We start from the raw sequence: 23,652 nt of genomic DNA, 5'->3' as shown, positions 1-23,652 counted from the left end.
ATGACGCAGGTTGAAGCCCGCGCCACAGCCTCTTCGTTACAGCGGTTCTACGGTTACAGCAGCTGAATCACACGCCGCTCGAAAGCAACATGTTACGGATGTGACCGATGGCCTTAGTCGGGTTCAGGCCTTTCGGACATACGTTGACGCAGTTCATGATGCCCCGGCAGCGGAAAACGCTGAACGGGTCATCCAGCGAAGCCAGACGCTCGGACGTCTTGGTGTCACGACTGTCTGCGAGGAAGCGGTACGCTTGCAGCAGGGCAGCTGGACCCAGGAACTTGTCCGGGTTCCACCAGAAGGACGGGCACGAGGTCGAGCAGCAGGCGCACAGGATGCACTCGTACAGACCGTCGAGCTTTTCACGCTCTTCAGGGGACTGCAGACGCTCGATGGCCGGAGCCGGCGTGTCGTTCTGCAGGTAAGGCTTAACCTTCTCGTATTGCTTGTAGAAGATGCTCATATCGACAACCAGGTCACGGATGACCGGCAAACCTGGCAGCGGACGAACGATCAACTTGTTGCCTTTTACGACAGCGGACAGCGGCGTGATGCACGCCAGGCCGTTCTTGCCATTGATGTTCATGCCGTCGGAGCCGCAGACGCCTTCACGGCAAGAGCGACGATAGGAGAAACCCTCGTCCTGCTCTTTGATCAGGGCCAGCACGTCCAGCACCATCAGGTCTTTACCACCGGTATCGACCTGGAATTCCTGCATGAACGGCGCAGCGTCCTGATCAGGGTTGTAGCGATAAACACTGACTTGCAACATGGCGATCACCCTTAATAAGTCCGGACTTTAGGTTCGAAAGTCGGAACAGTCTTCGGCGAGAAGTTTACGGCACGCTTGGCGACGCGTTTCTCACCCGGGAAGTACAGGGTGTGGCACAGCCAGTTTTCGTCGTCACGGTCTTCGAAGTCTTCACGGGCGTGAGCGCCGCGGGACTCTTTACGCACTTCGGCCGCGATGGCGGTAGCTTCAGCCACTTCCAGCAGGTTTTGCAGTTCCAGAGCTTCGATACGCGCGGTGTTGAACGCTTGCGACTTGTCGTTGATCTTCACGTTGGCGATGCGCTTGCGCAGATCGGCCAGCTGAGCGATACCCTTCTGCATGTATTCGCCAGTGCGGAATACACCGAAGTAGTTCTGCATGCAGCTTTGCAGCTCGCGACGCAGGGTAGCCACGTCTTCGCCATCGGTACGGCCGTTCAGCGCGTTCAGACGCGACAGGGCAGCTTCGATGTCGGCTTCGGTAGCGTCGTCGTATTCGATGCCGTCGGTCAGCGCCTTTTCCAGGTGCAGGCCGGCAGCGCGGCCGAATACCACCAGGTCGAGCAGCGAGTTGCCGCCCAGACGGTTGGCACCGTGCACCGATACGCAAGCCACTTCGCCCACGGCGAACAGACCAGGAATGATCTGATCCACGCCTTCGGCGTTCTGGGTGATCGCCTGACCATGAATGTTGGTGGCAACGCCGCCCATCATGTAGTGGCAGGTCGGAACAACCGGAACCGGAGCAACCACCGGGTCAACGTGTGCGAAAGTCTTCGACAGTTCGCAGATGCCTGGCAGACGGCTGTGCAGCACTTCCTCGCCCAGGTGGTCGAGTTTGAGCATTACGTGGTCGCCATTCGGACCGCAACCGTTGCCGGCGATGATTTCTTTAACCATCGAGCGGGCAACCACGTCACGACCAGCCAGGTCCTTCGCGTTCGGAGCATAACGCTCCATGAAACGCTCGCCGTGCTTGTTGATCAGGTAACCACCTTCACCACGGCAACCTTCGGTCACCAGTACACCGGCGCCAGCGATGCCGGTCGGGTGGAACTGCCACATTTCGATGTCTTGTACCGGCACGCCAGCACGCAGCGCCATGCCAACGCCGTCACCGGTGTTGATCAGGGCGTTGGTGGTGGAGGCGTAGATACGGCCAGCACCGCCAGTAGCCAGTACGGTGGCCTTGGCGCGAATGTACGAAGTTTCGCCGGTTTCGATGCAGATCGCGATCACACCGACAAACTCGCCTTCCTGGTTTTTCACCAGGTCGACAGCGTAGTACTCGTTCAGGAACGTGGTGCCGGCTTTCAGGTTGCCCTGATAAAGGGTGTGCAGCAGTGCGTGACCGGTACGGTCGGACGCTGCGCAGGTACGGGCAGCCTGACCACCTTTACCGTAGTCCTTGGACTGACCACCGAACGGACGCTGGTAGATACGGCCTTGCTCGGTACGCGAGAACGGCAGACCCATGTGGTCCAGCTCGAAAACGGCCGCCGGGCCTTCCTGACACATGTATTCGATAGCGTCCTGGTCACCGATGTAGTCGGAACCCTTGACGGTATCGTACATGTGCCAGCGCCAGTCATCGTTCGGGTCAGCGGACGCGATCGCGCAGGTGATGCCGCCCTGGGCGGATACAGTGTGCGAACGGGTCGGGAAAACCTTGGTGATCACCGCAGTCTTGTGACCGCCCTGCGCCAGCTGCAGCGCAGCGCGCATGCCGGCACCGCCACCACCAATAATGATGGCGTCGAAAGAAATCGTTGGAATGTTAGCCATGACTCAGATACCCCAGAGAATCTGCACACCCCAGACGAAGTAAGCGAACATTGCAACGCCGCATACTGCCTGGAAAAGGAAACGTACTGCGGTCGCGGACTTGCCCAGCGCCATTGGCGTCAGGTAGTCGGTCGCGATGGTCCACATGCCGACCCAGGCGTGAGCGCCAAGGGCAACGAGGGCCAGCAGACTGAAGATACGCATCCCGTTGTGAGCGAACAGGCCGTGCCACTGGTCGTAGCCAATGCCCGGATTCACTGCAAGGTATCCGATCAGAAAGATGAAATAAGCCGCGAGAACAACCGCAGACACACGTTGCGCCATCCAGTCATAGAGGCCCGAACGCGAAAGGTTCGTAACGCTGGTTACCATATCCAAACTCCTGCCAGAACGATCAGCACCACGGAAACCGCGATGATAATTTTCGAGCCCAGGCGGCCGCCTTCCAGCGTCTCACCGATGCCCATATCCATGATCAAGTGGCGCACACCGGCTACCAGGTGATACAGCAGAGCGGACAGGAGGCCCCATGCTACGAACTTGGCCAGCGGGCTGGTCAAGCATGCCTTCACGTCGGCAAAACCTTCCTCGGAACCCAGAGACTTGCCCAATGCATAAAGCATGAAGCCGATACCCAGGAAGAGGATGATGCCGGAAACACGGTGAAGAAACGACGTAACGCCGGTGATGGGGAGTTTGATGGTCCTTAGGTCTAGGTTTACAGGTCGTTGGCTTTTCACGGCTTTTTTTTCACACTGAAGAGCCCCTAACAATCAGGGCAAAGTTGTTGGGGAGTGCACTGGTCAGGTAACCACCACCCAGGGATGCGACCCCCAATGAAAGCAAGCCCAAAAGCCCTTGGCGGTCGGTGGCCGAGTATAGACAGTTAGGCTACTAATGACAACGCAATCACCTACCCCCAATAGCTGATTGCACAAGTCGTATAAAAGGCGTAAATGGCAGTCAATTTCGAGGAAAAAGTGCGCTTAAAGCCTTCTGGAGCAAGACTTTAGGCAAATTGACATTCGAATTTATCTCACTATAGTGGTGCGGGCCCTGCGTGGGGGGTCTGTCTGATGGTTCAAGCATAAATAGGAGGCCACATGGCTGACAAAAAAGCGCAGTTGATCATCGAGGGCGCAGCCCCCGTCGAGCTGCCCATTTTAACCGGCACCGTTGGTCCCGATGTAATCGATGTTCGGGGCCTGACGGCCACGGGCCGCTTCACTTTCGACCCGGGTTTCATGTCGACCGCCTCGTGCGAATCGAAGATCACCTATATCGACGGCGACAACGGCATTCTGTTGCACCGCGGCTACCCGATCGAACAGCTGGCTGAAAAGTCGGACTACCTGGAAACCTGCTACCTGCTGCTCAACGGCGAATTGCCGACTGCAGAACAGAAGGCCCAGTTCGTCAGCACCGTGAAAAACCACACCATGGTTCACGAGCAGCTGAAAACCTTCTTCAACGGCTTCCGTCGCGACGCCCACCCGATGGCCGTCATGTGCGGCGTAGTCGGCGCCCTCTCGGCCTTCTACCACGATTCCCTGGACATCAATAACCCGCAGCATCGCGAAATCTCCGCGATCCGTCTGGTTGCCAAGATGCCAACCCTGGCAGCGATGGTTTACAAGTACTCCATGGGCCAACCCATGATGTACCCGCGCAACGACCTGACGTACGCGGAAAACTTCCTGCACATGATGTTCAACACCCCGTGCGAGATCAAACCGATCAGCCCGGTACTCGCCAAGGCCATGGACCGGATCTTCATCCTCCACGCCGACCACGAGCAGAACGCATCGACGTCCACCGTGCGTCTGGCAGGTTCCTCGGGGGCCAACCCGTTCGCCTGTATCGCCGCCGGTATCGCCGCACTGTGGGGCCCTGCCCACGGCGGTGCGAACGAAGCCGTTCTGACCATGCTTGACGAGATTGGCGATGTGTCCAACATCGACAAGTTCATCGCCAAGGCCAAGGACAAGAACGATCCGTTCAAACTGATGGGCTTCGGTCACCGCGTTTACAAGAACCGCGACCCTCGCGCGACTGTCATGAAGCAGACCTGCGACGAAGTGCTGAAAGAACTGGGCATTAACAACGATCCGCAACTCGAACTGGCCATGCGCCTGGAAGAGATCGCGCTGACCGACCCGTACTTCATCGAGCGCTCGCTGTACCCGAACGTCGACTTCTACTCGGGGATCATCCTCAAGGCGATCGGCATTCCAACCAGCATGTTCACCGTGATCTTCGCTCTGGCGCGTACTGTGGGCTGGATCTCGCACTGGAAAGAAATGCTCTCCAGCCCGTACAAGATTGGCCGTCCGCGCCAGTTGTACACTGGCTACGAGTCGCGTGATATCACCAAGCTGGAAGACCGCAAATAGGGCTTGTCTTGCGATAACGTCTTGAAGTTGTATCGGGAACGGCCTCTTATATAGAGGCCGTTTTTGTTTGTCTGGTTGCAGCGGCCTGTGGGCCGACTGGTTTTTTGGTTTTTTGGGTGTATATCCGTTGCTTCGGGTGTTGCTGATTACGGTTCCGCCCTTACGGCGGGTCACTTTTTCCAAACGCCGAAAAAGTAACCAAAAAGGCTTCCCCCGGCGTACGGCACTTCGCTGAGGCTCAGTGTTCCCTCGCTACGGTGTCCATCCGGGGGCATCGCCTCCGGTTTGCTTCGCTGCACCTCCTCTCGATGTATGCGGCTTCGCCGCATGGCGCGGCGCGCCTACCCCCTAATGGACACCTACGCTCGGCCTGCCGAAGGGGCAAAAGATCAAAAGCCACATCAAAAGCCAAAGCCAGAGCCAAAGCAGATCAAAAGATCACAGCCTTCGGCAGTTCCTACATGGGATTGGGTGTATTCAGTTGGAGATTGGTCGGCTGACAGGCCTTCTTCGCGAGCAAGCCCGCTCCCACAGTTGGGCCGGGTGCATCTGCAAGAGATTGATCGGCTGTCAGGCCGCCATCGCCAGCAGAAACAGTTCAGATTGCGCGCTACCCCTGCGGCGAAGCCGCCCCACTCAACACAATGAGCGTTAGCTCGAGCAAAGCTTTTGATCTGAGTGCCCGTCGGCAGGCTGAGTGGAGGGGTTTATCCGGGGGTGGGAGCGCAGCGACCGTTTGGCGCAGCCAAACACAGCGAGAGGAGGTGCAGCGAAGCAAACCGTAGGCGCTGCCCCCCCGGATGAATCCCGGAGCGAAGGAACCCGAGCCTAGGCGAGGGCCGAACGTCAGGGTAAAGCCTTTTTGGTTACTTTTTCGGCGTCTGGAAAAAGTGACCCGCCGTAAGGGCGGAACCCTAAGCAGCCGTTACCGCAGCAACGGATATGTACTCAATAACCACCAGGGCCCGAGCCCGAAACCGCCCACAAAAAAAATGCCCCGATCTCTCAACCAAGGCATTTCACTCAAACCACGTAACCAGAACTTAGTGCGAAACCGCCCCACTCGCCCCCAACCCCGTCTGCGAACGCACAAACTGCGGGAAGAACAGCGCCCGCTCGTTCTCGGCTGCTGCGGACTTGTCGGTAATCGAGAAGAACCAGATCCCGATGAACGCGATCACCATCGAGAACAGCGCCGGGTACTCGTAAGGGAAGATCGCCTTCTCGTGATGCAGAATCTGCACCCAGATGGTCGGGCCAAGGATCATCAGCCCCACCGCACTCACCAGCCCCAGCCAGCCACCGACCATCGCGCCGCGGGTGGTCAGTTTCTTCCAGTACATCGAAAGCAACAGCACCGGGAAGTTGCAGCTCGCCGCGATGGAGAACGCCAGGCCGACCATGAACGCAATGTTCTGGCTCTCGAACAGGATGCCCAGACCGATCGCCAGCACGCCCAGGGCGATGGTGGTGATCTTCGACACGCGAATTTCATCCTTGTCGTTGGCCTTGCCCTTCCTGATCACGCTGGCATACAGGTCGTGCGACACCGCCGAAGCACCGGCCAGGGTCAGACCGGCCACCACCGCCAGAATGGTCGCGAACGCCACCGCCGAGATGAAGCCGAGGAAGATGCTGCCACCCACCGCGTCAGCCAGGTGCACCGCCGCCATGTTGTTGCCGCCGAGCAGAGCGCCCGCCGCATCCTTGAAGGCCGGGTTGGTGCTGACCAGCAGGATCGCGCCGAAGCCGATGATGAAGGTCAGGATGTAGAAGTAGCCAATGAAGCCGGTGGCGTACAGCACGCTCTTGCGCGCTTCTTTCGCATCACTCACGGTGAAGAAGCGCATCAGGATGTGTGGCAGGCCGGCAGTACCGAACATCAGGGCCAGGCCCAGGGAGAACGCCGAAATCGGATCTTTCACCAGACCGCCCGGGCTCATGATCGCTTCACCTTTAGGGTGAACCTTGATCGCCTCGGAGAACAGCATGTTGAAGTCGAAGTTGACGTGTTTCATCACCATCAGTGCCATGAACGAGGCACCGGACAGCAGCAACACCGCCTTGATGATCTGCACCCAGGTGGTCGCCAGCATGCCGCCGAACAGCACGTACATGCACATCAGCACACCGACCAGAATCACCGCAACATGGTAGTCCAGACCGAACAGCAACTGGATCAGTTTGCCGGCACCGACCATTTGCGCGATCAGGTAGAACGCCACCACCACCAGCGAACCGCAGGCAGACAGGGTGCGGATCTGGGTTTGCCCGAGGCGGTAGGACGCCACGTCGGCAAAGGTGTATTTGCCCAGGTTACGCAAGCGCTCGGCGATCAGGAACAGAATGATCGGCCAGCCCACCAGAAAGCCGATCGAGTAGATCAGACCATCGTAGCCGGAAGTGAACACCAGCGCGGAAATCCCCAGGAAGGACGCCGCCGACATGTAGTCACCGGCAATCGCCAGACCGTTCTGGAACCCGGTGATCTTGCCGCCCGCCGCATAGTAGTCGGCGGCCGACTTGTTGCGCTTGGACGCCCAGTAGGTGATGCACAGGGTGGCGCCGACGAACACCACGAACATGGCGATCGCGGAAACGTTGAGCGGTTGTTTGTGGACTTCGCCGGTCAAGGCGTCAGCGGCCCAGACGGCTGGAGCGAACGCTGCGATGCTCAAAAGAGCCAGTAGACGCCGGATCATTGCTGAGCCTCCTTGAGAATCGCATTGTTCAGGTCGTCAAACTCGCCGTTGGCGCGCCGTACGTAGATCGCGGTCAGGATGAAGGCCGAGACAATCAGACCGACACCAATCGGAATACCCCAGGTAATCGACGACCCGGGACTGAGTTTCGCCCCGAGCACTTGCGGCCCGTATGCGATCAGCAGGATGAATCCGGAGTACAGCCCGAGCATGATCGCCGAGAGTATCCAGGCGAATTTTTCTCTTTTTCGCACCAGCTCCTTGAAGCGCGGGCTGTTTTGAATCGAGAGGTAAATGCTGTCGTTCATTGTTTTTATCCTCGCAGCACAGATTATTGTTGGAACGTATCCACTGTATGCGGCTGCGGAACGGGTTCCAGACGACCTTAGTATTAGAACGACATGACGTTTTCGCCAATTTTCAGCACACAAAAAAAAACCGTGGGAGCGAGCCTGCTCGCGAAAGCGTCGGATCAGTCGAAATATGTATCAACTGACAGATTGCATTCGCGAGCAGGCTCGCTCCCACAGTGGGGTACGGCGGTGTTGCTTTTATTTGGTCCAGTCAGCCACGCGATCCGGGTGCTTGGCGACCCAATCCTTGGCCGCCGCCTCAGGCTTGGCGCCGTCCTGGATGGCCAGCATGACTTCGCCGATCTCGTCTTTCGACGCCCACTGGAAGTTTTTCAGGAACTTGGCGACTTCCGGAGCCTTGGTAGCGAGTTCTTTGCTGCCGATGCTGTTCACGGTTTCAGCCGCGCCATACACGCCTTTCGGGTCGTCGAGGAAGCGCAGTTTCCACTTGGCGAACATCCAGTGCGGCACCCAACCGGTGACGGCAATCGATTCGTTCTTCTTCTCGGCACGGGTCAGCTCGGCAATCATGCCGGCGCCGGAACTGGCCTTGAGCGTATATTTGTCGAGGCCGTAATCCTTGATCGCCTGATCGGTTTTGAGCATCACGCCTGAACCGGCGTCGATGCCGACGATGCGGTTCTTGAAGGTGTCGTCGGTCTTGAGGTCTTCGATCGATTTGGCCTTGACGTACTCCGGCACGATCAGGCCGATTTTCGCGTCCTTGAAGTTCGGGCCGTAATCGACGACCAGATCCTTGTTCTTCGTCCAGTAATCGCCGTGGGTCACCGGCAGCCATGCCGAGAGCATCGCGTCGAGTTTGCCGGTGGCCACGCCCTGCCACATGATCCCGGTGGCGACGGCTTGCAGCTTCACGTCGTAGCCGAGTTTCTGCTTGATCACCTCGGCCGCCACGTGGGTGGTCGCGACGCTGTCGGACCAGCCGTCAACGTAACCGATGTTCAGGGTCTGTTTTTCAGCGCTGGCGAATGTGGAACTCATCGCAAGCACCAGAGCGGCACCTGCGCCTAAAAGTCGTCGCATCTTCATCGTTTACTTCCCCGAAATGCTGCGCCCGACGGATGCCGGGCATCGTCAACGTATTGTTATGGTGCACAGCGCCCCCATCACGCCTGACCGCAAACTCGCTCGAATGCCAGTGGAGTACTGACGCTTTCGATCATCGGCCTGACGCCCGCAGCGACCTGCTCTGTCAGCGACCTCAATACACCGAGAAACGACATCAGAAGGCCATTAATCGCCTCTGAATAATTGGCGCCAGACAATCCGCCCGAACTTTGCATGTGCAAATCATGCAGGCCACCAACCCGCGGATAAATGCAGGTAACATGCGTCGCTTTGCAGCCACTCGGCCTGACCATGTCCGCGACTTCCCGCATCCCGTTTGTTCCTTATCTCTTCGCCTGCCTGCTCGGCCTGTTTGCCCTTGGCGGTTTCTGGTACGGCCTCGGCAAACCGGTGATCCTGCCGGATGCCGCGACCCCGACGCACAAGTTGCAATGCGCCTCTTACACGCCGTTCGACAAGGATCAATCGCCGTTTGACGTGCCGTTCAAGCTGCGCCCGGAGCGCATGGACGCCGACCTCGCCCTGCTGGCGACGCGCTTCGAATGCATCCGCACCTACTCGATGACCGGCCTCGAAGCCCTGCCGCAACTGGCGCGCAAGCACGGTTTGAAGTTGATGATCGGCGCCTGGGTCAACAGCAACCCGGCGGACACCGAGAAAGAAGTCGACCTGCTGATTGCTTCGGCCAACGCCAACCCGGATGTGGTCAGCGCGGTGATCGTCGGCAACGAAGCGTTGCTGCGCAAGGAAGTCACCGGCGCGCAACTGGCGAAGCTGATCAACAAGGTCAAAAGCCAGGTCAAGCAACCGGTCACTTATGCCGATGTCTGGGAGTTCTGGCTCAAGCACCCGGAAGTCGCGCCGGCGGTGGATTTCCTGACCATTCACTTGCTGCCGTACTGGGAAGATGACCCGTCAAACATCGACGTCGCTCTGCAACACGTGGCGGATGTGCGTCAGGTGTTCGGCAACAAATTCGCGCCCAAGGACGTGATGATCGGCGAGACCGGCTGGCCCAGTGAAGGCCGCCAGCGTGAGACCGCCCTGCCGAGCCGGGTCAACGAGGCCAAGTTCATTCGCGGTTTTGTCGCGATGGCCGAGAAGGAAGGCTGGCATTACAACCTGATCGAAGCGTTCGACCAGCCATGGAAACGGGGCAGCGAAGGTGCGGTCGGCGGTTACTGGGGCCTGTTCGACGCCGATCGCCAGGACAAGGGCGTGCTCGCCGGGCCAGTGACCAATGTGCCGTACTGGAAGGAATGGCTGGGCGTCGGTGGGCTGATTTTCCTCGGCACGCTGCTACTCGGCGGCCGGGTTCGCACCACGCAATCGGCGTTGGTTCTGCCCCTGCTTGCGGCAGTTGCAGCCTGCTCGATCGGCGCCTGGGGCGATCTGGCGCGAGTGACCACGCGGTTTGCCAGCGAATGGCTGTGGGTCGGCTTGCTGACAGCGTTGAATCTGTTGGTGCTGGCGCATGCCGCGCTGACCTTGAGCAACCGTCAGGGTTGGCGTGAACGCGCGTTCAATCTGCTGGAACGGCGTGCTGGATGGCTGGTTGCCGTGGCCGGTTTTGCGGCGGCGGTGATGATGCTGGAGATGGTGTCCGACGCGCGTTATCGCAGTTTCGCCAGCATGGCGTTCATTCTGCCGGCGCTGGTGTACGTGTGCCGTCCGGTCAGCGTGCCACGCCGGGAAATCGCCCTGCTGACCGTTATCATCGGCGCCGGCATTGCGCCGCAGCTGTATGAAGAAGGCTTGTTGAATCAGCAGGCGTGGGGCTGGGCGCTGGTCAGCGGGTTGATGGTGGCGGCGTTGTGGCGCTGCCTGCGGTTTCGCAAAGGCTGATCTCCAGAGGCCAGTCTGGGCCCTTCGCGAGCAAGCCCGCTCCCACATTTGATCGGGTTCCTCCAGTTGGAATGCAATCGAATGTGGGAGCAGGCTTGCTCGCGAAGGCTGACTCTTAGGCGCTGCGGGACGCCCGGACCAACCGCAATCCGCCAATAACCAGCGCAAACACCGCCAGCGTCGTGTTGTACAACGCCAGCGCCGGCAACCCGAACACCAGCGCCAGCACCGCCAGCCACCACCCTGCCCGTCCGGGCAACACAAAACCGAGCAGCGCCGCACCCAGCGCGGTCCAGCCCAACACCTTGAAGTGGATCATCAGCCCCAGGTTCGAACGCACCGAGCATTCCCAGCGGCTCGCCTCATCGACGCAGATGCCGACCCACTGCCCATCTTCCATGAAGCCATAACGCACGCCATAACTGGCGGCCAGCCACAGCGGCAACAGCACGAGCAACAGAATCACGGGCAAGCGGCGGGACATGAAACTCTCCAATCAACGAAATCGGCGGCCAGCTTAATCTGCCCGCACGCGTTGGCAAGCACTAACAACTGTTAACTGGTCATCCGCGCCTTGCAAAGTGTATCGTCCAGCTACTATTACTCCGAATTCTGCCTGTTTGGTGCCGAGGCATGGCACTTTGGCGCAAGCCCGGTGGTCATAGCCTGCGAACTTCATTCGGCACCTTCCTTTAAGGGATCCAGTCATGCTCCGTTCCTTGCGCTTCGCCGCGCTGTTCAGCGGCCTTATTCTGAGTGCGTCCGCACTGGCGGTGGATATCGATGCCGCCAGTTATGGCTATCCCCTGACCAACCCGTTCGAGGCGACCATCGCCACCACGCCACCGGACCTGCGCCCGGAATTGCCGTCGAACGACGAGATCAATCAGTCCGACCACAGCATCACCCTGCGCCCGGAACGGGCCTTCATCCTCCCGGACAATTTCTGGGCGGTGAAAAAACTCACCTACCGCATCGCCGAGCAGGACAAACCGGCGCCGCTGATCTTCCTGATCGCCGGTACCGGCGCGCGCTATGACAGCACGCTCAACGAGTACCTGAAGAAGCTCTACTACAAGGCCGGCTACCACGTCGTGCAGCTGTCGTCGCCCACCAGCTTCGACTTCATCAGCGCCGCTTCACGCTTCGCCACCCCGGGCATCACCAAGGAAGACGCCGAAGACATGTACCGGGTGATGCAGGCCGTGCGTGCGCAGCATCCGAAACTGCCGGTCACCGAGTACTACCTCAGCGGCTACAGCCTCGGCGCGCTGGATGCCGCGTTCGTCGCGCATCTGGACGAGACCCGACGCAGCTTCAACTTCAAGAAAGTCCTGCTGCTCAACCCGCCGGTCAACCTCTACACCTCGATCAGCAACCTCGACAAGCTGGTACAGACCGAGGTGAAGGGCATCAACAACAGCACCACCTTCTATGAACTGGTGCTGAACAAGCTGACCCGCTACTTCCAGCAGAAAGGCTACATCGACCTCAATGACGCCCTGCTCTACGACTTCCAGCAGTCGAAGCAGCACCTGACCAACGAACAGATGGCGATGCTGATCGGCACTTCGTTCCGTTTCTCGGCGGCCGACATTGCCTTCACCTCCGACCTGATCAACCGTCGTGGCCTGATCACCCCGCCGAAATTCCCCATCACCGAAGGCACCAGCCTCACGCCGTTCCTCAAGCGTGCGCTGCAATGCGACTTCGACTGCTACCTGACCGAACAAGTGATTCCGATGTGGCGCGCGCGCACTGACGGCGGCAGCCTGCTGCAACTGATCGATCAGGTCAGCCTGTACGCACTCAAGGATTACCTGCACGACAGCCCGAAAATCGCCGTCATGCACAATGCTGATGACGTGATCCTCGGCCCTGGCGACCTCGGCTTCCTGCGCAAGACCTTTGGCGATCGCCTGACCGTTTACCCACTGGGCGGCCATTGCGGCAACCTTAACTACCGCGTCAACAGCGACGCCATGCTGGAGTTTTTCCGTGGCTAAATATCTCCTGCTGATTGCAGCGCTCCTCAGTGCAGGCGTGGCCCAGGCCGACAACAGCAAAGCCAACGCGCCGGTGGTGGTCGATAGCGACGGCTTCAAGGAGCCGCTGTCCAAACTCAAGTTCAACCCGGGGCTGGACCAGCGTGAGTTCGAGCGCTCGACGCTCAACGCACTCAACGTCTACGACCCGCTGGAGTCGTGGAACCGCCGCGTCTACCACTTCAACTACCGCTTCGACCAATGGGTGTTCCTGCCGGTGGTCGACGGTTATCGCTACGTGACGCCAAGCTTCCTGCGCACCGGGGTGAGCAACTTCTTCAACAACCTTGGCGACGTGCCGAACCTGGTCAACAGCCTGCTGCAGTTCAAGGGCAAGCGCTCGATGGAAACCACCGCGCGCCTGTTGCTCAACACCACTATCGGCATTGCCGGTCTGTGGGATCCGGCCACCGCCATGGGCCTGCCGCGCCAGAGCGAAGACTTCGGTCAGACCCTGGGCTTCTACGGCGTACCGGGCGGTGCCTACTTCGTGTTGCCGATCCTCGGCCCGTCGAACATTCGCGACACCGCCGGCCTCGCCGTGGACTACACCGCCGAATCGGCGATCAACTACCTGAACGTGTCGGAAGTCAGCTCCAACCACCCGGAAATCTGGGCCCTGCGTGCGGTCGACAAGCGCTACCAGACCAACTTCCGCTACGGTCAGATGAACTCGCCGTTCGAGTACGAGAAAGTGCGTTACGTCTACACCGAGTCGCGCAAGCTGCAGATTGCCGAGTAACCTCGGCGACAACAAAAAAGGGCCATTCGATGCGAGTCGAATGGCCCTTTTTCATGGCACAACCTGGATCAAACGGTGGAAGCGGGCTTGCTCGCGAATGCGGTGAATCAGCCAGCACATTCTTCGACTGACCCACCGCATTCGCGAGCAAGCCCGCTCCCACAGGGGTGATGTGTTTATCCTTTGATCGTGCGCCAGATTTTGCCGACCACCGAAACCACCGCCAGCACTGCCGCGCCCGCGATGATCCCCGCCACGCCATTGAGCAGCACAGGGACTGCGAACCCGGCGCTACCGGCCGCCACACCGACACTTTCAATCCAGTGATGCACCACGGGAATGCCGTGGGTGAGGATGCCGCCACCGACGAGGAACATTGCCGCCGTGCCGATCACCGACAGGCCTTTCATCATGTACGGGGCGGCGCGCAGGATTGCATTGCCGATGTTTTTTGCTGCCGCACCCGATTTCTGTGTCAGCCACAGGCCTAGATCGTCGAGTTTGACGATGCCGGCCACCAGGCCATAAACCCCCACGGTCATGACGATGGCGATGCCCGACATGACGATCACTTGCTGGGTCAGCGAAGCGTCGGCCACGGTGCCAAGTGTGATGGCGATGATTTCCGCCGAGAGGATGAAGTCAGTGCGGATCGCGCCTTTGATCTTGTCCTTCTCGTAAGCCACCAGATCGGTGGTCGGCTCAGCCACCGCCGCGCTCAATTGCGCGTGGTCGGCGTCATCTTCAGCCTTGCTGTGCAGGAACTTGTGCGCGAGCTTCTCGAAACCTTCGAAACACAGGTACGCGCCGCCGACCATCAACAGCGGCGTCACCAGCCATGGCACAAACGCACTGATCGCCAGGGCGGAGGGCACCAGGATCAGCTTGTTGAGGAACGAGCCCTTGGCGACCGCCCAGACCACCGGAATTTCCCGCTCGGCGCGCACCCCGGAGACTTGCTGGGCATTGAGCGCCAAGTCATCGCCGAGTACGCCGGCGGTCTTCTTCGCGGCCATTTTGCTCATCAACGCCACATCATCCAGAACGGTGGCAATATCGTCGATCAGCACCAGCAAACTGCTTCCTGCCATGAATCTTGTTTCCTTATGTGAATAATGCCGCGCAGCATACCGCGACTGCGGGCCACACGGGGCATTCTTGAGCCATGCGCGAGGCCGGTGCTACCATGCGCAACCGCCAGAACAGGCAAGGAACCACCGGGTTTATGAGCACAATCCGCGAGCGCAACAAAGAACTGATCCTGCGTGCCGCCAGTGAGGAATTTGCCGACAAGGGCTTCGCTGCGACCAAAACCAGCGACATCGCCGCCAAGGCAGGATTGCCCAAGCCCAACGTTTACTACTACTTCAAATCCAAGGAAAACCTCTACCGCGAGGTCCTGGAAAGCATCATCGTGCCGATCCTGCAGGCTTCGACCCCGTTCAACCCGGACGGCGTACCGAGCGAAGTGCTCAGCGGCTACATCCGCTCGAAGATCCGCATCTCCCGCGACCTGCCCTTCGCCTCCAAGGTGTTCGCCAGCGAAATCATGCACGGCGCTCCGCACCTGAGCGCCGACCTGGTCGAGCAGCTCAACAGCCAGGCCAAGCACAACATCGACTGCATCCAGAGCTGGATCGACCGCGGTCAGATCGCCCCGATCGACCCCAACCACCTGATGTTCAGCATCTGGGCCGCAACCCAGACCTACGCCGACTTCGACTGGCAGATTTCTGCGGTCACCGGCAAGGACAAGCTGGACGAGGCGGATTACGAGGCTGCGGCACAGACGATTATCCGGCTGGTGTTGAAAGGGTGTGAGCCGGATCAGTGAGACCGTGATGGCGCCATCGCGAGCAGGCTCACTCCTACATTTGGAATGCGTTCCCCTGTAGGAGTGAGCCTGCTCGCGATCGAGGCAACACGGTTTCGGCTCAAACCCAAATCGCATCCCACAGCGGATAATCCCCAAGCTTCTCCACCAGACCAACCCGCAAAGGGTTGGCGACGACATACCTTGCCATCTTCACCAAATCCTCCTCCCGCCGCAGTGCCCGGTCATGAAACCCTCTTTGCCAGAGGCCAACATTTCTACCGGTAGCCTGGTTCACCGCTTTGGTACTTAGCGATTTGGTCTTTTGCATCAGTTCGCTCAAAGACCCGCTCTGCAATTCGATTAACCAATGAAAATGATCCGGCATCACCACCCACGCCAGTGAGTTCGCCAAGCCGAGATCTTGTGCACGGCGAAATTGATGAACCACCAATCGGCCCAAAGCAAAATCGGCAAAGATCGGTTTGCGATCAAGAGTGTTGGTCGTCAGTAGGTAGATTCGATTGGGCTCGGCATAGCGACCGGCTCGCAATCGGTGTGCAGCGGGTAGATCAGGCATTCCTTTGCCTCCCATGATCAGCTCATGAGAAGACTAGTTCTGCGTGCTCAAGTTGATGGGACAGACTCTTGGCTGGATGTTTCTGGGAGAGAGCTATCGCGAGCAGGCTCACTCCTACAGGGGTTTGTGGTGTTCAGACATTTTGTGTCCAACCAAGATCCCTTGTAGGAGTGAGCCTGCTCGCGAAGGCGGTTAATCATCCGCTACAAAATCAAGCAGCCACCCCCGCATCCGCCCTCAAATCCAGTGCCTCCACAGCCTTGATCGCCACCTGCTCATCAATATCCGACAGATCGCCGCTAATCCCGATCGCCCCCAGCACATTCCCCGCCTGATCACGAATCAACACCCCGCCCGGAGCCGGGACGACGCTGCCCTGGCCCATGCTGTTGAGTGCGGCAATGAAGGCCGGGCGTTGTTGGGCGTCCAGCGCCAGCAGGCGTGAGCCCTTGCCCAGGGCGATGGCGCCCCAGGCTTTGCCGATGGCGATGTTCGGGCGCAGCAGGCTGGCGCCATCTTCGCGTTGCAGGGTGATCAGGTGGCCGCCGGTATCGAGTACCGCGATGGTCAGCGGCGCGGCGTTGATCCCGCGCCCGGTGCTGATGGCTTCGTTGACCAGGTTGACTGCGACTTTCAAGGTTAAAGCGCTCATGGTGCCGTCCTCATTTTGTTATTGGGAAAGTCGTGGGGCTGCGCTTAAGTGCCGCAGCCCGATGCCACAAATAGAACACAATGAATTATTTTTTTGTATACAATAATTCTCGAAAAGCGCCACATGCGACGAAAAGCCACAGCAGAACCGGGCTTTCGACGAATGAAACAGGCGCTTGAGAAAATGGATTGACCTGCGCCGTCCGCCGTGAATACACTCTGCGCAAAGCCACTTGTATACAATTACAAAACGTAAAGAGGCACAAAACCATGAGCAAAATGAGAGCAATCGAAGCCGCCGTTCTGGTGATGCGCCGTGAAGGGGTTGATACCGCTTTTGGCATTCCGGGTGCTGCGATCAACCCGCTGTACTCCGCCCTGCAGAAAGTCGGTGGCATCGATCACGTCCTCGCTCGCCACGTCGAAGGCGCGTCACACATGGCCGAGGGTTACACCCGCACCAAGGCCGGCAACATCGGCGTGTGCATCGGTACGTCCGGCCCTGCCGGTACCGACATGGTCACCGGGCTCTACAGCGCCTCGGCCGACTCGATCCCGATCCTCTGCATCACCGGCCAGGCACCCCGCGCCCGTATGCACAAGGAAGACTTCCAGGCTGTCGACATCACCAGCATCGTCAAGCCCGTCACCAAGTGGGCGACCACGGTTCTGGAGCCGGGCCAGGTGCCTTACGCGTTCCAGAAAGCCTTCTACGAAATGCGCTCCGGCCGTCCGGGCCCGGTGCTGATCGACCTGCCGTTCGACGTGCAGATGGCTGAAATCGAATTCGACATCGACGCCTACCAGCCGCTGCCACTGGCCAAGCCAACCGCGACCCGCGTTCAGGTCGAGAAGGCGCTGGCCCTGCTTGATCAGGCCGAGCGTCCATTGCTGGTGGCCGGCGGCGGCATCATCAACGCCGACGCCAGCGATCTGCTGGTCGAGTTCGCTGAACTGACCGGTATTCCGGTGATCCCGACCCTGATGGGCTGGGGCACCATTCCCGATGATCACCCGCTGATGGTCGGCATGGTCGGTCTGCAGACGTCGCACCGTTACGGCAACGCCACCCTGCTGAAATCCGACGTGGTACTGGGTATCGGTAACCGTTGGGCCAACCGTCACACCGGTTCGGTCGACGTCTACACCGAAGGCCGCAAGTTCATTCACGTTGACATCGAAGGCACGCAGATCGGCCGTGTGTTCACCCCGGACCTGGGCATCGTTTCCGACGCTGCTGCGGCGCTGACCGTGTTCATCGAAGTCGCCCGTGAATGGCAAGCCGCCGGCAAGCTGAAAAACCGTAGCGCCTGGCTGCAGGATTGCCAGCAGCGCAAGGCCAGCCTGCACCGCAAGACTCACTTCGACAACGTGCCGGTCAAGCCGCAGCGTGTTTACGAAGAGATGAACCAGGTGTTCGGCAAAGACACTTGCTACGTCAGCACCATTGGTCTGTCGCAGATTGCTGGCGCGCAGTTCCTGCACGTCTACAAGCCGCGTCACTGGATCAACTGCGGTCAGGCCGGGCCGTTGGGCTGGACCATTCCGGCAGCGCTGGGCGTGGTCAAGGCCGATCCGAGCCGGAAAGTCGTGGCCCTGTCGGGGGACTATGACTTCCAGTTCATGATCGAGGAGCTGGCGGTCGGCGCTCAGTTCAAACTGCCTTACATCCACGTCGTGGTGAACAACTCGTACCTGGGGCTGATCCGTCAGGCCCAGCGCGGGTTCGAAATGGACTACTGCGTGCAGCTGTCCTTCGATAACCTGAACGCGCCGGAACTCAACGGTTACGGTGTCGACCACATCGCAGTCGCCGAAGGCCTTGGCTGTAAAGCCCTGCGGGTGTTCGAACCATCGGAAATCGCCCCTGCCCTGCGCAAGGCCGAACAAATGATCGAAGAGTTCAAGGTACCGGTGATTGTCGAGATCATCCTGGAGCGTGTGACCAACATCTCCATGGGGACCGAGATCAACGCCGTCAACGAATTCGAAGACCTGGCACTGGTCGGCAACGACGCGCCAACGGCGATTTCGTTGCTCGACTAACTGCTGACCGCTCTCCCTGTGGGAGCGGGCTTGCCCGCGAAGGCGGCTTCACATTCAACAGAGTTGTTGACTGACCCACCGCTTTCGCGAGCAAGCCCGCTCCCACAAGGGGGATCCTCACAAGATTTACGGGAGACCACCATGCCGCGTTTCGCTGCCAACCTGTCCATGCTGTTCACCGAACAGGATTTCCTTGCCCGTTTCGACGCCGCCGCCAAGGCCGGTTTCAGTGGTGTGGAATACCTGTTCCCGTACGACTTCAGCTCTGCCGAAATCAAGGCCAGGCTCGATGCCAACGGTCTGACCCAAGTGCTGTTCAACCTGCCGGCCGGTGACTGGGCCAAGGGCGAGCGCGGAATCGCGTGTCTGCCGGATCGCGTTGAAGAGTTCCGCGCCGGGGTCGATCTGGCGATTGCCTACGCGCAAGTGCTGGGCAACACCCAGGTCAACTGCTTGGCCGGTATTCGTCCGCAAGGCGTGGACGATGCCACCGTGGAAAAAACCTTCGTCGCCAACCTCAAATATGCAGCCGACAAGCTGCAAGCGGCGGGTATCAAACTGGTGATGGAAGCGATCAACACCCGCGACATCCCGGGCTTCTACCTGAACAACACGGCGCAAGCCCTGTCGATTCGCGAGCAGGTCGGCAGCGCCAACCTGTTCCTGCAATACGACATCTACCACATGCAAATCATGGAAGGCGATCTGGCTCGCACCCTGCAATCGCACCTGGCCGAGATCAACCACGTGCAGCTCGCGGACAACCCGGGGCGCAACGAACCGGGCACCGGTGAAATCAACTACCGGTTCCTGTTCGAACACCTGGATCGCATTGGTTATCAGGGTTGGGTGGGTTGCGAATACAAGCCGCTGACCACCACTGAAGCGGGTCTTGGCTGGTTGAAAACCCACAACGCCATTTAAGAACACTGCAAAAAAACCTGTGGGAGCGGGCTTGCTCGCGAATGCGGTGGTTCAGTCAACATGGATATTGAATGTTCCACCGCATTCGCGAGCAAGCCCGCTCCCACCCAAAGCAACACCCCCTATTTCGCTTGAGCAAGACAAAAACAAGAGGATTTTCTCATGGCTAAAATCGGATTTATCGGCACCGGCATCATGGGCCACCCAATGGCTTCGAACCTGCAGAAAGCCGGTCACAGCCTGTTCCTGTCGGCGCACCACGACGCCGCTCCGGCCGATCTGGTCGCCGCTGGCGCCGTCGCCCTGGCCAACCCGCGCGAAGTGGCGCAGGAAGCTGAATTCATCATTGTCATGGTGCCGGACACCCCGCAGGTCGATGACGTGCTGTTCCGCGCCGACGGCGTCGCTGCCGGCATCGGCAAAGGCAAAGTCGTGATCGACATGAGCTCGATCTCGCCGACCGCCACCAAAGCCTTCGCCAAGAAGATCAACGAGAAAGGCGCGCAATACCTCGACGCGCCAGTGTCCGGTGGGGAAGTCGGCGCCAAGGCTGCGACCCTGAGCATCATGGTCGGTGGCGATGCCGATGCCTTCGAACGCGCCCTGCCGCTGTTCCAGGCCATGGGCAAGAACATCACTCTGGTCGGTGGCAACGGCGACGGTCAGACCGCCAAAGTGGCGAACCAGATCATCGTCGCGCTGAACATTCAGGCCGTGGCTGAAGCCCTGCTGTTCGCTTCGAAAAACGGTGCTGATCCGGCCAAGGTGCGTGAAGCGCTGATGGGCGGTTTCGCTTCGTCGAAGATCCTCGAAGTGCACGGCGAGCGCATGATCAAAGGCACCTTCGATCCGGGCTTCCGTATCAGCCTGCACCAGAAGGACCTGAACCTGGCCCTGCAAGGTGCCAAGGAACTGAACATCAACCTGCCGAACACCGCCAACGCCCAGCAAGTGTTCAGCACCTGCGCGGCCATCGGTGGCAGCAACTGGGACCACTCGGCGCTGATCAAGGGTCTGGAACACATGGCCAACTTCTCGATTCGCGACAAAAAATAAAGCCTGCACAAAACCCTGTGGGAGCGAGCCTGCTCGCGAAAACGGTTGCACATTCAACATCGATGTTGGCTGACACACCGCCTTCGCGAGCAGGCTCGCTCCCACAAGGGGTCCGAGTTGCCCTTTCGAATAACAAGAATTCCGGGAGCCCGCCATGTCGGTCGATCCGCAACAACTGCTGCGCGAGCTGTTTGCCACAGCCATCGACGCGGCCCATCCGAACCAGGTCCTCGAAGCCCATCTGCCCGCCGATCGCACGGGTCGGGTGATCGTCATCGGCGCTGGCAAGGCCGCAGCCGCCATGGCCCAGGTGGTCGAGCGCTGCTGGCAGGGTGAAGTATCCGGTCTGGTGGTGACCCGTTACGGTCACGGCGCTCCGTGCGAAAAAATCGAAGTGGTCGAAGCCGCGCATCCGGTACCGGACGCTGCCGGTCTGGCCGTGGCCAAACGCGTGCTGGAACTGGTCAGCAATCTGACTGAAGACGACCGCGTGATCTTCCTGCTCTCCGGCGGCGGTTCTGCCCTGCTCGCGCTGCCAGCCGAAGGCATCACCCTGGCCGACAAGCAGTCGATCAACAAAGCCCTGCTTAAATCCGGCGCGACCATCGGCGAGATGAACTGCGTGCGCAAGCACCTCTCGGCGATCAAGGGCGGCCGCCTCGGCAAGGCTTGCTGGCCTGCCACCGTCTACACCTACGCAATTTCCGATGTACCGGGCGACCTCGCCACGGTCATCGCCTCCGGCCCGACCGTGGCCGACCCGAGCACTTCGGCCGAAGCGCTGGCGATCCTCAAGCGCTACAACATTGAAGTCCCGGCGTCGGTGCGCAACTGGCTACAAAGCCCGGAATCGGAAACGGTCAAACCCGGTGATCCGAGCCTCGCTCGCAGCCATTTCCAGTTGATCGCCCGCCCTCAGCAATCGCTGGATGCTGCGGCGGTGAAATGCCGCCAGGCCGGTTTCAGCACACTGATCCTCGGCGACCTCGAAGGTGAATCCCGCGAGGTGGCGAAAGTCCACGCCGGCATCGCCCGGCAGATCATCAACCATGGTCAGCCGTTGGCGGCGCCGTGCGTGATTCTTTCCGGCGGCGAAACCACGGTCACCGTGCGCGGCAATGGCCGCGGCGGGCGCAACGCCGAATTCCTCCTCAGCCTCACCGACAGCCTCAAGGGCCAGCCAGGCGTTTATGCGCTGGCCGGCGACACCGACGGCATCGACGGTTCAGAAGACAACGCCGGCGCGATCATGACCCCGGACAGCTACGCCCGCGCCGCCGCCCTCGGTTTGAGCGCCAGCGACGAGCTGGATAACAACAACGGTTACGGCTACTTCGAGGCGCTCGATGCGCTGATCGTCACCGAGCCGACCCGCACCAACGTCAACGACTTCCGCGCCATCCTGATCCTTGAGAACTGCAAATCATGACGCCTGATAAAAAGGTCAAAATCCTCGCCACCCTCGGGCCTGCCGTCGATGGCATCGAAGACATCCGTGAACTGGTCGAGGCCGGGGTCAACATCTTCCGCCTGAACTTCAGCCACGGCGATCACGCCGACCACGCCAAGCGCTATCAGTGGATCCGCGAAGTCGAGCGCCAGCTCAACTATCCGCTGGGCATTCTGATGGATTTGCAGGGGCCGAAACTGCGCGTCGGCAAGTTCGCCGACGGCAAGGTGCAACTGCATCGCGGTCAGGCGTTCCGCCTCGATCTGGATGCGACACCGGGCGATGAACGCCGGGTGAACCTGCCGCACCCGGAGATCATCGCCGCGCTGGAAGCGGGCATGGATCTGCTGCTGGATGACGGCAAACTGCGCCTGCGCGTGGTCACAAAATACACCGACGCGATCGACACCACCGTGCTCAACGGCGGCGAACTGTCGGATCGCAAAGGGGTGAACGTGCCGCAAGCGGTGCTCGACCTCAGCCCGCTGACGGCCAAGGATCGCCGCGACCTGAGCTTCGGTCTGGAACTGGGGGTGGACTGGGTGGCGCTGTCGTTCGTGCAACGTCCGCAAGACATTCTCGAAGCCCGCGAACTGATCGGCGACAAGGCGTTCCTGATGGCGAAAATCGAGAAGCCGTCAGCGGTTGAACAACTGCGCGAAATCGCCGAACTGAGCGACGCGATCATGGTGGCGCGCGGTGACCTCGGTGTCGAAGTGCCGGCGGAAAGCGTGCCGCAGATCCAGAAGAACATCATCAGCACCTGCCGCGAACTCGGCAAACCGGTGGTGGTGGCGACGCAGATGCTCGAATCGATGCGCTTCTCCCCGGCACCGACCCGTGCTGAAGTCACTGACGTGGCCAACGCTGTGGCTGAAGGCGCGGACGCAGTGATGCTTTCGGCGGAAACCGCATCCGGTGAATACCCGCTGGAAGCGGTGCAGATGATGAGCAAGATCATTCGCCAAGTGGAAAACGGTCCGGACTATCAGACTCAACTCGACGTCAGCCGACCGAAAGCCGAGGCAACGGTGTCCGATGCCATCAGCTGCGCGATCCGCCGCATCAGCAATGTGCTGCCGGTGGCAGTGCTGGTCAACTACAGTGAATCGGGCGCTTCGACGTTGCGTGCAGCGCGGGAGCGGCCGAAAGCGCCGATCCTCAACCTGACGCCGAACCTGCAAACGGCACGACGTTTGAGTGTGGCGTGGGGTATTCATTCGGTGGTCAACGATCGCCTGCGTCAGGTCGATGAAGTGTGTTCGACCGCACTGGAAATCGCTCAGGCGCAAGGCATGGCCGAGCGTGGCGATACGCTGCTGATCACTGCGGGGGTGCCGTTCGGGCAGCCTGGTTCGACTAACTCGCTACGGATTGAAACATTGATTTAGCGCCTGTACCGGCCTC

21 protein-coding genes are annotated in these 23,652 nt (G+C 59.8%); 10 read left to right on the top strand and 11 right to left on the bottom strand.

The features are described from left to right. Positions 1–67: 67 nt before the first annotated feature. Genes ACOYXG_RS07725 through sdhC form a run of 4 tightly spaced genes read right to left on the bottom strand, consistent with a single transcriptional unit; the run spans position 68 to position 3,296 of the window. Positions 68–772: a succinate dehydrogenase iron-sulfur subunit gene (locus tag ACOYXG_RS07725; protein WP_003223007.1), complete on the bottom strand. Its 705-nt coding sequence runs from the start codon at positions 770–772 to the stop codon at positions 68–70. Positions 773–783: 11 nt separating this feature from the next. Continuing rightward, positions 784–2,556: a succinate dehydrogenase flavoprotein subunit gene (sdhA, locus tag ACOYXG_RS07720; protein ID WP_007962857.1), complete on the bottom strand. Its 1,773-nt coding sequence runs from the start codon at positions 2,554–2,556 to the stop codon at positions 784–786. A 3-nt stretch (positions 2,557–2,559) separates the two neighbouring features. Next, positions 2,560–2,928: a succinate dehydrogenase, hydrophobic membrane anchor protein gene (gene sdhD, locus ACOYXG_RS07715; protein ID WP_047292833.1), complete on the bottom strand. Its 369-nt coding sequence runs from the start codon at positions 2,926–2,928 to the stop codon at positions 2,560–2,562. Further along, positions 2,922–3,296 (bottom strand): succinate dehydrogenase, cytochrome b556 subunit, encoded by a 375-nt coding sequence (sdhC, locus tag ACOYXG_RS07710; RefSeq protein ID WP_047292829.1) that lies wholly within the window; start codon positions 3,294–3,296, stop codon positions 2,922–2,924. The genes sdhD and sdhC overlap by 7 nt, the downstream gene beginning before the upstream one ends. Before the next feature lie 363 nt (positions 3,297–3,659). On the opposite strand from sdhC, the gene gltA reads away from it, so the two are divergent. Continuing rightward, complete coding sequence (gltA, locus tag ACOYXG_RS07705) at positions 3,660–4,949, top strand: citrate synthase (RefSeq protein ID WP_003222994.1); 1,290 nt, start codon at positions 3,660–3,662, stop codon at positions 4,947–4,949. Between the two features lie 1,043 nt (positions 4,950–5,992). Here gltA and ACOYXG_RS07700 read toward each other — a convergent pair. From ACOYXG_RS07700 to ACOYXG_RS07690, 3 genes are all read right to left on the bottom strand, one after another. Further along, complete coding sequence (locus ACOYXG_RS07700) at positions 5,993–7,651, bottom strand: cation acetate symporter (protein ID WP_460356855.1); 1,659 nt, start codon at positions 7,649–7,651, stop codon at positions 5,993–5,995. Beyond that, complete coding sequence (locus tag ACOYXG_RS07695; protein ID WP_027613950.1) at positions 7,648–7,959, bottom strand: DUF485 domain-containing protein; 312 nt, start codon at positions 7,957–7,959, stop codon at positions 7,648–7,650. The genes ACOYXG_RS07700 and ACOYXG_RS07695 overlap by 4 nt, the downstream gene beginning before the upstream one ends. Before the next feature lie 243 nt (positions 7,960–8,202). Next, a complete protein-coding gene (locus tag ACOYXG_RS07690) occupies positions 8,203–9,054 on the bottom strand; it encodes a glycine betaine ABC transporter substrate-binding protein (RefSeq protein WP_027613949.1) in 852 nt (283 codons plus the stop codon). Positions 9,055–9,342: 288 nt separating this feature from the next. On the opposite strand from ACOYXG_RS07690, the gene ACOYXG_RS07685 reads away from it, so the two are divergent. Continuing rightward, positions 9,343–10,938 (top strand): glycoside hydrolase family 17 protein, encoded by a 1,596-nt coding sequence (locus ACOYXG_RS07685; RefSeq protein ID WP_460356851.1) that lies wholly within the window; start codon positions 9,343–9,345, stop codon positions 10,936–10,938. A 115-nt stretch (positions 10,939–11,053) separates the two neighbouring features. Here ACOYXG_RS07685 and ACOYXG_RS07680 read toward each other — a convergent pair whose 3' ends face one another. Then, complete coding sequence (locus ACOYXG_RS07680; RefSeq protein ID WP_150367869.1) at positions 11,054–11,422, bottom strand: hypothetical protein; 369 nt, start codon at positions 11,420–11,422, stop codon at positions 11,054–11,056. 223 nt (positions 11,423–11,645) lie between these two features. Here ACOYXG_RS07680 and ACOYXG_RS07675 point away from each other — a divergent pair, with 223 nt between their 5' ends. After that, positions 11,646–12,944 (top strand): serine/threonine protein kinase, encoded by a 1,299-nt coding sequence (locus ACOYXG_RS07675; RefSeq protein WP_027613946.1) that lies wholly within the window; start codon positions 11,646–11,648, stop codon positions 12,942–12,944. Continuing rightward, positions 12,937–13,725: an MlaA family lipoprotein gene (locus tag ACOYXG_RS07670; RefSeq protein WP_007969640.1), complete on the top strand. Its 789-nt coding sequence runs from the start codon at positions 12,937–12,939 to the stop codon at positions 13,723–13,725. Before ACOYXG_RS07675 ends, ACOYXG_RS07670 begins: the two co-directional genes overlap by 8 nt. Before the next feature lie 176 nt (positions 13,726–13,901). On the opposite strand, the gene ACOYXG_RS07665 is transcribed toward ACOYXG_RS07670, so the two are convergent. Continuing rightward, the gene (locus tag ACOYXG_RS07665; protein WP_097090118.1) at positions 13,902–14,816 is read right to left on the bottom strand and encodes a DUF808 domain-containing protein; all 915 of its coding nucleotides are present in this window, start codon (positions 14,814–14,816) and stop codon (positions 13,902–13,904) included. A gap of 134 nt (positions 14,817–14,950) precedes the next feature. Between ACOYXG_RS07665 and ACOYXG_RS07660 the strand changes: the two genes are divergently transcribed. Next, the gene (locus tag ACOYXG_RS07660) at positions 14,951–15,559 is read left to right on the top strand and encodes a TetR/AcrR family transcriptional regulator (RefSeq protein ID WP_034151540.1); all 609 of its coding nucleotides are present in this window, start codon (positions 14,951–14,953) and stop codon (positions 15,557–15,559) included. Positions 15,560–15,659: 100 nt separating this feature from the next. Here ACOYXG_RS07660 and ACOYXG_RS07655 read toward each other — a convergent pair whose 3' ends face one another. After that, complete coding sequence (locus ACOYXG_RS07655) at positions 15,660–16,118, bottom strand: REP-associated tyrosine transposase (RefSeq protein ID WP_097090186.1); 459 nt, start codon at positions 16,116–16,118, stop codon at positions 15,660–15,662. A gap of 211 nt (positions 16,119–16,329) precedes the next feature. Beyond that, positions 16,330–16,770, bottom strand: a complete 441-nt coding sequence (locus ACOYXG_RS07650) for a GlcG/HbpS family heme-binding protein (protein ID WP_027613943.1) — start codon at positions 16,768–16,770, stop codon at positions 16,330–16,332. 269 nt (positions 16,771–17,039) lie between these two features. On the opposite strand from ACOYXG_RS07650, the gene gcl reads away from it, so the two are divergent. From gcl to pyk, 5 genes are all read left to right on the top strand, one after another. Beyond that, on the top strand, positions 17,040–18,815 hold the full coding sequence (gcl, locus tag ACOYXG_RS07645; protein ID WP_096796234.1) for a glyoxylate carboligase: 1,776 nt from the start codon (positions 17,040–17,042) through the stop codon (positions 18,813–18,815). 141 nt (positions 18,816–18,956) lie between these two features. Then, on the top strand, positions 18,957–19,739 hold the full coding sequence (gene hyi, locus ACOYXG_RS07640) for a hydroxypyruvate isomerase (protein ID WP_096796235.1): 783 nt from the start codon (positions 18,957–18,959) through the stop codon (positions 19,737–19,739). Positions 19,740–19,901: 162 nt separating this feature from the next. After that, the gene (locus tag ACOYXG_RS07635) at positions 19,902–20,795 is read left to right on the top strand and encodes a 2-hydroxy-3-oxopropionate reductase (protein ID WP_003222962.1); all 894 of its coding nucleotides are present in this window, start codon (positions 19,902–19,904) and stop codon (positions 20,793–20,795) included. A gap of 154 nt (positions 20,796–20,949) precedes the next feature. Further along, positions 20,950–22,224 (top strand): glycerate kinase type-2 family protein, encoded by a 1,275-nt coding sequence (locus ACOYXG_RS07630; RefSeq protein ID WP_183781977.1) that lies wholly within the window; start codon positions 20,950–20,952, stop codon positions 22,222–22,224. Next, the gene (pyk, locus tag ACOYXG_RS07625) at positions 22,221–23,636 is read left to right on the top strand and encodes a pyruvate kinase (protein WP_204895399.1); all 1,416 of its coding nucleotides are present in this window, start codon (positions 22,221–22,223) and stop codon (positions 23,634–23,636) included. The genes ACOYXG_RS07630 and pyk overlap by 4 nt, the downstream gene beginning before the upstream one ends. Positions 23,637–23,652: the final 16 nt, after the last annotated feature.

This window comes from Pseudomonas sp. G3-39 (genome assembly GCF_054790485.1).
This window is presented reverse-complemented; position numbering and strand designations above follow the sequence as displayed.